9 protein-coding genes are annotated in these 11,859 nt (G+C 71.5%); 7 read left to right on the top strand and 2 right to left on the bottom strand.

The features are described from left to right. Positions 1-150: 150 nt before the first annotated feature. From ACWC5C_RS22720 to ACWC5C_RS22705, 4 genes are all read left to right on the top strand, one after another. Entirely contained in the window at positions 151-729 is a 579-nt protein-coding gene (locus ACWC5C_RS22720) for a DUF4365 domain-containing protein (protein WP_450877942.1), read from the top strand. Continuing rightward, positions 729-2,009 (top strand): hypothetical protein, encoded by a 1,281-nt coding sequence (locus ACWC5C_RS22715; RefSeq protein WP_450877940.1) that lies wholly within the window; start codon positions 729-731, stop codon positions 2,007-2,009. The genes ACWC5C_RS22720 and ACWC5C_RS22715 overlap by 1 nt, the downstream gene beginning before the upstream one ends. Before the next feature lie 126 nt (positions 2,010-2,135). After that, on the top strand, positions 2,136-4,115 hold the full coding sequence (gene thrS / locus ACWC5C_RS22710) for a threonine--tRNA ligase (protein WP_450877938.1): 1,980 nt from the start codon (positions 2,136-2,138) through the stop codon (positions 4,113-4,115). A gap of 68 nt (positions 4,116-4,183) precedes the next feature. Next, complete coding sequence (locus ACWC5C_RS22705; protein ID WP_385444508.1) at positions 4,184-4,750, top strand: HIT family protein; 567 nt, start codon at positions 4,184-4,186, stop codon at positions 4,748-4,750. 62 nt (positions 4,751-4,812) lie between these two features. On the opposite strand, the gene ACWC5C_RS22700 is transcribed toward ACWC5C_RS22705, so the two are convergent. Next, a complete protein-coding gene (locus tag ACWC5C_RS22700; protein WP_450877936.1) occupies positions 4,813-6,468 on the bottom strand; it encodes a hypothetical protein in 1,656 nt (551 codons plus the stop codon). Positions 6,469-6,676: 208 nt separating this feature from the next. After that, on the bottom strand, positions 6,677-8,887 hold the full coding sequence (locus ACWC5C_RS22695) for an elongation factor G-like protein EF-G2 (protein ID WP_450877934.1): 2,211 nt from the start codon (positions 8,885-8,887) through the stop codon (positions 6,677-6,679). Between the two features lie 206 nt (positions 8,888-9,093). Between ACWC5C_RS22695 and pgsA the strand changes: the two genes are divergently transcribed. The 3 genes from pgsA to ACWC5C_RS22680 are packed head-to-tail and all read left to right on the top strand — an operon-like array spanning position 9,094 to position 11,824. Beyond that, positions 9,094-9,762 (top strand): phosphatidylinositol phosphate synthase, encoded by a 669-nt coding sequence (pgsA, locus tag ACWC5C_RS22690; RefSeq protein WP_450877932.1) that lies wholly within the window; start codon positions 9,094-9,096, stop codon positions 9,760-9,762. Continuing rightward, positions 9,759-10,667, top strand: a complete 909-nt coding sequence (locus tag ACWC5C_RS22685; RefSeq protein ID WP_450877930.1) for a phosphatidylinositol mannoside acyltransferase — start codon at positions 9,759-9,761, stop codon at positions 10,665-10,667. The genes pgsA and ACWC5C_RS22685 overlap by 4 nt, the downstream gene beginning before the upstream one ends. Next, positions 10,664-11,824, top strand: a complete 1,161-nt coding sequence (locus tag ACWC5C_RS22680) for a glycosyltransferase family 4 protein (RefSeq protein ID WP_450877928.1) — start codon at positions 10,664-10,666, stop codon at positions 11,822-11,824. The genes ACWC5C_RS22685 and ACWC5C_RS22680 overlap by 4 nt, the downstream gene beginning before the upstream one ends. Positions 11,825-11,859 lie beyond the last annotated feature (35 nt).

Here is an 11,859-nt window from a genome sequence, read left to right as displayed (position 1 = left end):
CTCGTGCATATGTGCCCCATGACCTCCGGATCCCGCCCCGACCTGGTGATACCCGGAGGGAGGTGGCCGAACCACCACTGTTTGCACGGCATCTGACGGGGAGACAACACAGATGTACGGACACCGGCGACGACCGGAAGGCGTCACATCATGGCGCTCGCGCAGCCCGAACCGGCCCCGTCGGCGAGCGGTTTGCTGCCCGAGCGGACCGCGCCTCCGCGTGGCCACATCGCCACCACCGCCTGCATGGAGACCCTGCAGGTCGGCTATCTGCACGCGGTCGCGGCGGCCGCGGGCTGCTCGCTCGCGCAGCCCTTCCCGGACCACGGCATCGACTGGCACGTCAGCCACAGCGCGCCCGGCCACGTGGCGGACGACGAGGTGACGATCAAGGTGCAGCTGAAGGCCACGTACCAGCTGGCACCGCATCCGCCCGGCCCGACCTTCGCCTTCACCCTCGACAACGACCACCTGGTCAAGCTCGCCCGCAGCCCGGTCTCCGTGCACAAGATCCTCGTCGTGATGATCGTGCCGCGCGGCCGGGACGACTGGATCCGGGCCGGGCACGACCGTCTGGCACTGCGGCACTGCTGCTACTGGATCAACCTGGCGGGCCACCCGGTGACGGGCCGCCGCCGGACCACCGTGCGGATCCCGACCTCGCGGATCTTCGACGATCGCGCGCTGTGCGAGATCATGACCCGGGTCGGGGCGGGAGGGAGACCCTGATGGACCGCGACCCCCTGCGCGCCCCTCCGACGGACCGCGACCCCCTGCCCGATCCTCTGCGGGACCGCGACCCTCTGCGGGACCGCGACCCCGGCCCCGCGCCCCGCCCCGACGAGGTGGACCCCGCCGTCCTCGGCGCCCTGCTCGCGCGGCACGGCTGGCACCGCCGAGGCGGCGCCCAGGGGCGGTACGCCCGCTGGACGCCCCCGGGCGAGCTGCCCGGCACCAGCCTGCTCGTGCCCGAGCACCGCGACTTCCCCGACAGCGGCGACCTTCTCGGCGAAGCGCTGCTCGCCCTGGCCCGCAGCGCCGCGCCCTCCGCCCGCGAGGTGCTCACCGGCCTCGCCGTGCCCAGCGACGAGGTCCGCTGGTGGCGCGAGGTGCCCGAGTCGCTGGTGCCCGGGTCGCGCGGCGGCACCGCCGCCTGGCCCGCGCAGGAGCGGCTGCGCGCCGCCGCCCGGGCGACCCTGCTGGCCGGGGCGCTCGCCGCCCGCGCCAGGGCCGGGTACTACGGCGCGCGGCACCGCAGGGCGGCCGAGGCGTCCCTGCAGCACGTGCTGACCGGACCTACGGGCACCGTGCCCGGCGGCCACCAGCTGACCGTCTTCGTCCCCGTCGAGGACGGCCGGGCCACCACCGCCACCCTGCTGCGCGCCCTGTACGCGCTGCGCGACGCCGTCGACTACCGGCGGACCACCGGCGGCATGGAGGCCTTCGACGCGGCCGTGGCGGCGGGGGTGAGCCGCGAGCTGACCGAGGCCGTCGTGGCGCTCGTCCAGGGCACCGAGGGCGCGCGCATGGCCCTGGAGTGGTCACCGGCCGCCGGTCCGCCGCCGGGGCTCTCCACCCGGCCCGCACCGGTCGAGTTCACGCCCGGCGATCTGCCGGGGCTGCGCGAGGCCGGGGCCCGCTACGTACGGGACGAGCCGTCCGTACCCGTACGGGTCACCGGCGCCGTGGTGCGCCTGGGCCGCGCCGGGCCGGGCGGCCCCGGGACGGTGCGGCTGCGGGTGCTGGCCGGGGCGGACGTGGCACGCTTGCGGATCGTGCTGGACGAGGACGACTACCGGATCGCGGGCCATGCCCATCTGGTCGGGCTGCCGATCCGGGTGAGCGGGCGCCTGGAGAGCCGCGGCGGCTTCCGGCGGCTGAGCGGAGCCGGTGGCGTCACCCCGGTGCGGGTGGACGACGCGGAGCGGGACCGGCTGCTCAAGTCGCTCCAGGAGAACCTGGACTTCTTCGAGGAGGCGTGTGGCGAGGAGGCGTGCGGCGAACCCTGATCGCGCCGGGGCGCCGCCTTCGCCGATCGCGCGGATAACCGTTTCGCGGTCGGGCCCGTCGGCTCGGTACGATTCTCGCTGCGCGGCAATCGCCGCGGGTAGCGATCCTTCAGTCAGGAGAGACCGGTGTCAGACGTCCGTGTGATCATCCAACGCGATTCCGAGCGGGAAGAGCGCGTGGTGACGACGGGCACTACGGCGGCGGACCTCTTCGCCGGCGACCGCTCGATCGTCGCCGCGCGCGTGGCCGGGCAGCTGAAGGACCTGGCGTACGAGCCGGGCGACGGCGAAGAGATCGAGCCGGTGGAGATCACCAGCCAGGACGGTCTCGACATCCTGCGCCACTCGACCGCGCATGTGATGGCGCAGGCCGTGCAGGAGCTGTTCCCGGAGGCCAAGCTCGGCATCGGCCCGCCCATCAAGGACGGCTTCTACTACGACTTCGACGTCGAGACCCCGTTCCAGCCGGAGGATCTCAAGCGCATCGAGAAGAAGATGCAGGAGATCCAGAAGAGGGGCCAGCGCTTTTCCCGCCGTGCGATCACCGATGAGGCCGCGCGCGAGGAGCTGGCCGCCGAGCCGTACAAGCTGGAGCTGATCGGGCTCAAGGGGTCGGCCGCGGACGCCGCCGAGGGCGCGTCCGCCGAGGTCGGCGCGGGCGAGCTGACCATCTACGACAACCTCGACGCGAAGTCCGGCGAGCTGTGCTGGAAGGACTTGTGCCGTGGTCCGCACCTGCCGACCACCCGCAACATCCCGGCCTTCAAGCTGATGCGCAGCGCCGCCGCGTACTGGCGCGGCAGCGAGCGCAACCCGCAGCTCCAGCGGATCTACGGCACCGCCTGGCCGACCAAGGACGAACTGAAGGCGTACCTGGAGTTCCTGGCGGAGGCGGAGAAGCGCGACCACCGCAAGCTGGGCGCCGAGCTGGACCTGTTCTCCTTCCCGGACGAGCTGGGCTCGGGCCTGGCGGTGTTCCACCCGCGCGGTGGGGTGATCCGCAAGGAGATGGAGGACTACTCGCGGAAGCGGCACGAGGAGTCGGGGTACGAGTTCGTCAACACCCCGCACATCACCAAGGCCAAGCTTTTCGAGACCTCCGGCCACCTGCCGCACTACATGGAGGGCATGTTCCCTCCCATGGAGTTCGAGGGGCAGGACTACTACCTCAAGGCCATGAACTGCCCGATGCACAACCTGATCTTCAGGGCGCGCGGGCGGTCGTACCGTGAGCTGCCGCTGCGGCTGTTCGAGTTCGGCACGGTCTACCGGTACGAGAAGTCCGGCGTCGTCCACGGTCTGACCCGGGCCCGGGGCTTCACTCAGGATGACTCGCACATCTACTGCACCAAGGAGCAGATGGCCGATGAGCTGGACAATCTGCTCACCTTCGTGCTGGACCTGCTCCGCGACTACGGCCTGAACGACTTCTACCTGGAGCTGTCCACCCGCGACGACTCCGACAAGTTCATGGGCGAGCCGGAGCAGTGGGAGGAAGCCACCGAGGAGCTGCGCAAGGCCGCCGAGAAGCAGGGCCTGGAGCTGGTCATGGACCCGGGTGGCGCGGCCTTCTACGGGCCGAAGATCTCGGTCCAGGCGCGGGACGCGATCGGCCGGACCTGGCAGATGTCGACCATCCAGGTCGACTTCAACCAGCCCGCCCGGTTCAACCTGGAGTACACGGCGGCCGACGGCTCGCGCCAGCAGCCCGTCATGCTCCACCGCGCGCTGTTCGGGTCGATCGAGCGCTTCTTCGCGGTGCTGCTGGAGCACTACGCGGGCGCCTTCCCGGCGTGGCTCGCCCCGGTCCAGGCGGTCGGCATCCCGATCGGCGACGGCCATGTGCCGTACCTGGAGGAGTTCGCCGCCCAGGCGCGGGCGAAGGGCCTGCGCGTGGAGGTCGACTCGTCGTCCGACCGGATGCAGAAGAAGATCAGGAACGCGCAGAAGAGCAAGGTGCCGTTCATGGTCATCGCGGGTGACGAGGACGTGGCGGCCGGGGCGGTCAGCTTCCGCTACCGCGACGGCTCGCAGAAGAACGGGATCCCGATCGCCGAGGCGATCGCCGAGATCGTCGACGTCGTGGAGCGCCGGGTCCAGGTGTGACCCGAACGTGAGGGGCGGTCCTGTACCGGGGCCGCCCCTCACCGCACCTCCATCCGGCGGGGACGAATATGCTGGCCCGCATGACGAGTGAGCCGGAACAGCAGATCGGAGTGGGAACGCCGGACGCGTTCCAGCGCCTGTGGACCCCCCACCGGATGGCGTACATCCAGGGCGAGAACAAGCCCACCGGCCCGGGGGCGGGCGATGGCTGTCCGTTCTGCTCCATCCCGGACAAGTCCGATGAGGACGGCTTGATCATCGCCCGGGGGGAGCGCGTCTTCGCCGTGCTCAACCTGTACCCGTACACCGGCGGCCACCTCATGATCGTCCCGTTCCGGCACCTGGCCGACTACACCGAGCTGGACGCCGAGGAAACGATCGAGCTGGCGGAGTTCACCAAGACCGCCATGACCGCGCTGCGCACCGCCTCGGGCGCGCACGGTTTCAACATCGGGCTCAACCAGGGCACCGTCGCCGGGGCCGGGATCGCGGCCCATCTGCACCAGCACGTGGTGCCCCGCTGGGGCGGTGACAGCAACTTCATGCCGGTCATCGGCCGCACCAAGGTGCTGCCGCAACTCCTCGCCGACACCCGCCGGTTGCTCGCGGACGCCTGGCCGAAGTCGAAGCCGTAGCGCACACCCCGGCTCTGGGGCCCGGCGGCACCGCCGCCGGGCCCTTTGCCGTGCGCGTCGCCTTACGCGTCGTACAGGTCGGCCTTCTTCGGGGAGGCGTCCTGGACCTGGCCGCTGAGGGCCAGCGAGCGGTTGCCGAAGCGCTCGGTGTCCACGCCGTGGTGCTTGAGCACGCCGATCGCCGCCTCGTGGACCACCCGCAGCACGGGGGCGGCGGTCCGCAGCGCGTCGTCCGCCATGAAGCGGTGCCGCCAGGGCTTGTCGGCCCAGGCGTGCCGCAGCCCGAACGGCTCGGGCAGCACGAGCTTCCCGCCGAGGTGGTCGAGGATCGGCGGGTACCAGGTGAAGGGGGCGCGCGCGGCGAGCCGCACCACCTCCTGGGGCTTCACGAGCGGCAGCGGGACCGACTTGGTCTCCCAGAACCGGAAGGTCTTGGCGACCGTCTTCGAGGGCGCCGACGGCTTGCCGAAGAACAGCGGGTGCACCGGGCCCAGCGCATGCCCGGTGACCTCGATCCGCAGCGTCTTGTGCAGCAGCGTCACCGTGATCATGAGCGTGATCACCAACTGGCCGTCCCACAGCACGAACTGCACGCCCAGGTAGTGCCGGTCACCGGCGCCGAACTGCTGCTGATCGCAGATCCGCTGCAGCTCGACGCCCTTTATCTGGAAGCCCTCCTCCTCGGAGGTGCCGCCGCGCTCGACCGACTTGGCGCCCTCGGTGACGGCGGAGACCACCCAGTGGCGCACCTGGGGCGGGGCGGTGAAGCCGCCGGTGTGCAGCGGGGTGCGCTCCAGCATGCGCAGCTGGTCGTGGATCGCCCGGATGACGTCCCAGCTGCGGAAGGGGTCGATCTCCTTGTCGGGGTCGGCGGAGACCAGGTCCTCGGCGAGCTGCCAGCTGCCCCAGCGGGTGCCCATGCCGAGTATGCCCTTGGCGCCGGCGTAGAAGACCACGTTGCTGTACTGCTCGGCGGTGAGCTTGTGCAGCGACTTGCGCAGCACCTCGGCGGAGGTCTGGCCCGGGTGGTTGGGCACGGTCTCGGGCACCTTGGCGCCGACTCCGGTGCCCGAGACCAGCCCGCCCCAGTAGTCCCGCAGCTCCTTGGCGGTGCGCTCACAGATCTGCTTGGCGATGTACCAGCCGATCACCGGGGCGACCACCACGCCCCGCAGGTATATGCCCCAGAAGCCGCCGAACGGCAGCTTGATCAGGAAGATGAGGACGAAGATGCCGAGCGCCGCCATCAGGACGGTGCCCAGCGCTCCCATCCGCTTGTCCTGGGCCCCGGCCACCGAGCGGCGGAGCTGGAAGGCGCCGAGCCACAGCAGCGCCCCGGGGAGGAACAGCAGCCCGAAGATCACCATGACGACGGTGAGGCGGGCGTCCCGGACCTTGCGGATGCGGTTGGCGGCCAGGCAGTGCTCGACGATCGTCTGGGGCTCGGTGCCGAAGGACTGGATCACCTGGTTGCGGCCGCCGCCGAGCATGCGCAGCTGCACGGCGCGCGAGAACGCCTCGCCCAGGTTCGGCTCGAACAGCGAGATCTTGGGCGCCTTCACCTCCGAGACCGTCCACTCGGAGTTGGCCTCCAGCAGCTTCGCCACCGGGTCGTCACGGTAGGCGGCCGAGGCCAGCGCCTGTGTCGCCGCCGTCTCTCCCGCAGACCCGGACAGGGGCACCTGTGCCCCGGGACTGAAATCGAATCCGTCCGTCACCAACGCCCCCAATACCGCACGCTGTTTGCGCTGCGACCTCAGCGTATAGGGGGTGCGTACTGCCTGTCGCCAGGGCGTCGTGGCCTGTGGATAACTTCCCGGCTCACAGGCGCGCGCCGCCCGCCGCCCGCCCCCGCCGAGTTGGCGGCGTGCGGCAGGCGGCAGGCGACGCGCGGCGGTCGGCGGACGACTGGCGGCGGCCTGTGAACTACGCCCCGGCCCCGGCCCGTTCGCCGCGCATCCGCTCGGCGACCTGCGGCGGCATCGGCTCGTGCCGGGCGTACGAGCGGCTGAACCGCCCGGTGCCGTGCGACAGCGACCGCAGGTCGACCGCGTACCGGCCGATCTCGATCTCCGGGACCTCCGCCTGGATCAGGGTCCGGCCGCCGCCCGACTGCTCGGTGCCGACGACTCGGCCGCGCCGCCCGGACAGGTCGCTCATGACGGCGCCGACATAGTCGTCGGAGATCAGGACGCCGACCTGGACCACCGGCTCCAGCAGCTCGATCCAGGTGTCGGCGGCCGCCTCACGCAAGGCGAGGGCGCCCGCCGTCTGGAACGCGGCGTCGGAGGAGTCCACCGAGTGCGCCTTGCCGTCCAGCAGCGTGATCCGCACGTCGACCAGCGGGTTCCCGGTGGAGACGCCGCGCGCCGCCTGGGCCCGTACGCCCTTCTCGACGGACGGGATGAACTGCCGGGGCACCGCGCCGCCGACGACCTTGTCCACGAACTCGATGCCCGAGCCGCCGGGCAGCGGCTCCACCTCGATCTCGCAGATCGCGTACTGGCCGTGCCCGCCGGACTGCTTGACGTGCCGCCCGCGCCCGGAGGACTTGCTTCCGAACGTTTCGCGCAGCGCCACCTTGTACGGGACGGCGTCCACCTGTACCCCGTAGCGGCCGCGCAGCCGCTCCAGCGCGACGTCCATATGGGCCTCGCCCAGACACCACAGCACCACCTGGTGGGTGTCCGGGTTCTGCTCCAGCCGCATCGTCGGGTCCTCGGCGACCAGCCGTGACAGGCCCAGTGACAGCTTGTCCTCGTCCGCCTTGCTGTGCGCCTCGATGGCGACGGGCAGCAGCGGGTCGGGCATCTGCCACGGCTCCATGAGCAGCGGCCGGTCCTTGGCCGAAAGAGTGTCTCCGGTCTCGGCGCGGGTCAGCTTGGCGACGCACGCCAGATCGCCCGCGATGGCCTGGGACAGGGTGCGCTGCTGCTTGCCGAACGGCGTGGACAGGGCGCCCACCCGCTCGTCCACGTCGTGGTCCTCATGGCCCCGGTCCTCCAGGCCGTGCCCCGAGACATGCACCGTCTCGTCCGGGCGCAGCGTCCCGGAGAAGACCCGGACCAGCGAGATCCGGCCGACGTATGGATCGGAGGAGGTCTTGACGACCTCGGCGGCCAGCGGGCCCTCCGGATCGCAGGTCAGCGCCGGGCGGGGGGCGCCCTGCGGGGTGGTGACCTCGGGTGCCTCGCGCTCCAGCGGGGTCGGGAAGCCGCGGGTGATCAGCTCCAGCAGCTCGGTGGTGCCCAGGCCCTGCCGGGAGCCTCCGGCGGCGGGCGCGGCGGCCAGCACGGGGTGGAAGCTGCCGCGGGCGACGGCCTTCTCCAGATCGTCGATCAGCGTCTTGACGTCGATCTCCTCGCCGCCCAGATAGCGGTCCATGAGGGTCTCGTCCTCGCTCTCGGCGATGATCCCCTCGATGAGCCGGTCGCGGGCCTCCGAGACCAGCGGGACCTGGCCGTCGGTGGGCGGGGTCTCGGTCCGCGACCCCGAGGAGTAGTCGTAGACCCGCTGGGAGAGCAGGCCGATCAGCCCGGTCACCGGGGCGTGCCCGTCCGGCGCCGGTTCGCCGCGCAGCGGCAGGTAGAGCGGCAGGACGGCGTCGGGGTCGTCGCCGCCGAAGGTCCGGCGGCAGATCTCCGTCATGTCCTCGAAGCTGGCGCGGGCCGCCTCCAGGTGTGTGATCACGATGGCGCGCGGCATCCCGACCGCCGCGCACTCCTCCCACACCATGCGGGTGGCGCCCGCTATGCCCACCGCGTCCTGGGCCGCGGAGACGACGAAGAGGGCCGCGTCCGCTGCCCGCAGACCGGCCCTCAGCTCCCCGACGAAGTCGGCGTATCCCGGGGTATCCAGGAGATTGATTTTCACCCCGCCCCATTCGACGGGGACCAGTGACAGCTGTACCGAGCGCTGCTGCCGGTGCTCGATCTCGTCGTAGTCGGAGAGACAGCCGCCGTCCTCGACCCGGCCTGCCCGGTTGATCGCGCCGGTCGACAGCGCCAGAGCCTCCACGAGTGTCGTCTTCCCGGACCCGCTGTGGCCGACCAGCACCACATTCCGCAGGGAGCTGGGCCGGTCGGCCGCCGCTGCCCTTCCGGCGGCCCCTGGGTGTGTGTTCGTCTTCTCGCCCATGTGTCTCGCCTCCCGGTCGACACCTTGCGATACTTCGAGCTTTCCACCGAGGTCACGGTGCGTCCATACGTCGCACATCGGGGCGTCGCCCGGGAGGGGCGTGGGAGCGGTCCGACAGGTGCGCGGCGCCCCGGTAGCGCCTGGCTACGATGGGCCAGCCGGTGGCCTCTTGGCCATCCGGCCCGTATCGACCCACCGGGAAGGCCATGCTGAACAAGTACGCGCGTGCTTTCTTCACGCGTGTTCTCACACCGTTCGCCGCCCTGCTCATCCGTCTCGGCGTCAGCCCGGACGCGGTGACCCTCACCGGAACCGGTGGTGTGATCGCGGGAGCGCTGGTCTTCTACCCCCGCGGCGAGTTCTTCTGGGGCACCGTCGTCATCACGCTGTTCGTCTTCTCGGACCTGGTCGACGGCAATATGGCGCGGCAACTGGGCCGCTCCAGCCGCTGGGGCGCGTTCCTGGACTCGACGCTGGACCGGGTCGCCGACGGGGCGATCTTCGGCGGTCTGGCGTTGTGGTACGCGGGTGGGGGCGACGACAATGTGTTGTGTGCGGTGACCATCTTCTGTCTCACCAGCGGCCAGGTCGTCTCGTACACCAAGGCGCGTGGCGAGAGCATCGGGCTGCCGGTGAACGTCAACGGGCTGGTCGAGCGTGCCGAGCGGCTGGTGATCTCGCTGGTCGCCTGCGGCCTCTCGGGCCTGCACATGTTCGGTGTGCCGCACATCGAGATCCTGCTGCCGATCGCGCTGTGGATCGTCGCCGTGGGCAGTGCGGTGACCCTCGTGCAGCGCGTGGTCACCGTGCGCCGGGAGGCCGCCGAGGCGGACGCCGCGGACCGGCCGGTGACCCAGGGGGGCGAGACACGGTGAAGGAAAGGCTGACCGACGCGCTGTACGGGCTCGGCTGGAGCACGGTCAAGAAGCTCCCCGAGCCGGTCGCCGTAGCGCTCGGGCAGCGCATAGCCGATCAGGCGTGGAAGCGGCGCGGCAAGGGCGTGCTGCGCCTGGAGGCCAATCTGGCGCGCGTGGTGCCCGAGGCCTCGCCGGGGCGGCTGGCCGAGCTGTCGCGGGCGGGCATGCGCTCGTACATGCGCTACTGGATGGAGTCGTTCCGGCTCCCCACGTGGAGCAGGGAGCGCATCCGCGGCGGCGTCGAGATCAAGGACGTGCACTACCTGGTCGACGGCCTGGCCAGCGGCCGGGGTGTGGTCCTCGCGCTGCCCCATATGGGTAACTACGACCTCGCCGGGGCCTGGGTCACCACCAGGCTGGAGGTGCCCTTCACCACGGTCGCGGAGCGGCTGAAGCCGGAGTCGCTGTACGACCGGTTCGTCGCCTACCGCGAGGGGCTGGGCATGGAGGTCCTGCCGCACGAGGGCGGAGCCGCGTTCGGCACGCTGGCGCGGCGGCTGCGGGCGGGCGGGCTGGTCGCTCTGGTGGCCGACCGGGATCTGTCCGCATCCGGGGTGGAGGTGTCGTTCTTCGGCGAGTCCGCGAAGATGCCCGCGGGCCCGGCCCGGCTCGCGGCGCAGACCGGTGCGCTGCTGCTGCCGGTCACTTTGTGGTACGACGAGTCCCCGGTCATGCAGGGCCGGGTGTATCCGCCCGTCGAGGTGCCGGAGAGCGGCACCCGGGACGAGCGGACCGCGGTCATGGCCCAGCAGGTCGCCGACGCGTTCGCCTCGGGGATCGCCGAACACCCGGAGGACTGGCACATGCTCCAGCGACTGTGGCTGGCCGACCTGGATCACGGTCCTGGAATGGAGAAGCCTTGAGGATCGGGATCGTCTGCCCCTACTCCTGGGATGTCCCGGGCGGCGTGCAGTTCCACATCCGCGACCTGGCGGAGCACCTCATCCGGCGCGGCCACGAGGTCTCCGTCCTGGCGCCCGCGGACGACGAGACCCCGCTGCCGCCGTACGTCGTCTCCGCGGGGCGCGCGGTCCCGGTGCCGTACAACGGCTCGGTCGCCCGGCTGAACTTCGGCTTCCTGTCGGCCGCCCGGGTGCGGCGCTGGCTGCACGACGGCGCGTTCGACGTCATCCACATCCACGAGCCCACCTCGCCCTCGCTCGGGCTGCTCGCCTGCTGGGCGGCGCAGGGGCCGATCGTCGCCACCTTCCACACCTCCAACCCCCGCTCGCGGGCCATGATCGCCGCGTATCCGATCCTGCAGCCCGCCCTGGAGAAGATCAGCGCGCGGATCGCGGTCAGCGAGTACGCGCGGCGGACCCTGGTCGAGCACCTGGGCGGCGACGCCGTCGTCATCCCGAACGGTGTCGACGTGGACTTCTTCGCGGACGCCGAGCCGAAGGAGGAGTGGCAGGGCGACACGATCGGGTTCATCGGCCGCATCGACGAGCCCCGCAAGGGTCTTCCGGTGCTGATGCGCGCCCTGCCGAAGATCCTCGCCGAGCGGCCCGGGACCCGGCTGCTGGTCGCCGGGCGCGGCGACGAGAAGGAGGCGGTCGCGGGGCTCCCGGAGGAGCTGCGGGGCCGGGTCGAGTTCCTGGGGATGGTCAGCGACGAGGACAAGGCGCGCTTCCTGCGCAGCGTGGACGTGTACGTCGCGCCCAACACGGGCGGCGAGAGCTTCGGCATCATCCTGGTGGAGGCCATGTCCGCGGGCGCCCCGGTCCTCGCGAGCGACCTGGACGCGTTCGCCCAGGTCCTGGACGGGGGAGCGGCCGGTGAGCTGTTCGCCAATGAGGACGCGGACGCGCTGGCGGCCGCCGCGGTACGGCTGCTGGGCGACCCGAAGCGGCTCGCCGAGCTGCGCGAGCGGGGCAGCAGCCATGTGCGCCGCTTCGACTGGTCGACGGTCGGGGCGGACGTCCTGGCGGTCTACGAGACGGTGACGGACGGTACGTCGTCCGTCGACGCGGACGACCGCGTCGGCCTGCTGACCCGGCTGGGCCTGACCCGCGACTAGGGTCCGCGACTGGGCTCCGGCCGCGCGGGCCGTAG

It is taken from the genome of Streptomyces sp. NPDC001700 (genome assembly GCF_053596435.1).
This window is presented reverse-complemented; position numbering and strand designations above follow the sequence as displayed.

Coding starts and splice junctions, on each gene's coding strand:
- ACWC5C_RS22695 (WP_450877934.1), bottom strand. CDS start 8,887: ATGGGCGAGAAGACGAACACACACCCAGGGGCCGCCGGAAGGGCAGCG.
- ACWC5C_RS22720 (WP_450877942.1), top strand. CDS start 151: ATGGCGCTCGCGCAGCCCGAACCGGCCCCGTCGGCGAGCGGTTTGCTG.
- ACWC5C_RS22715 (WP_450877940.1), top strand. CDS start 729: ATGGACCGCGACCCCCTGCGCGCCCCTCCGACGGACCGCGACCCCCTG.
- ACWC5C_RS22705 (WP_385444508.1), top strand. CDS start 4,184: ATGCTGGCCCGCATGACGAGTGAGCCGGAACAGCAGATCGGAGTGGGA.
- pgsA (WP_450877932.1), top strand. CDS start 9,094: ATGCTGAACAAGTACGCGCGTGCTTTCTTCACGCGTGTTCTCACACCG.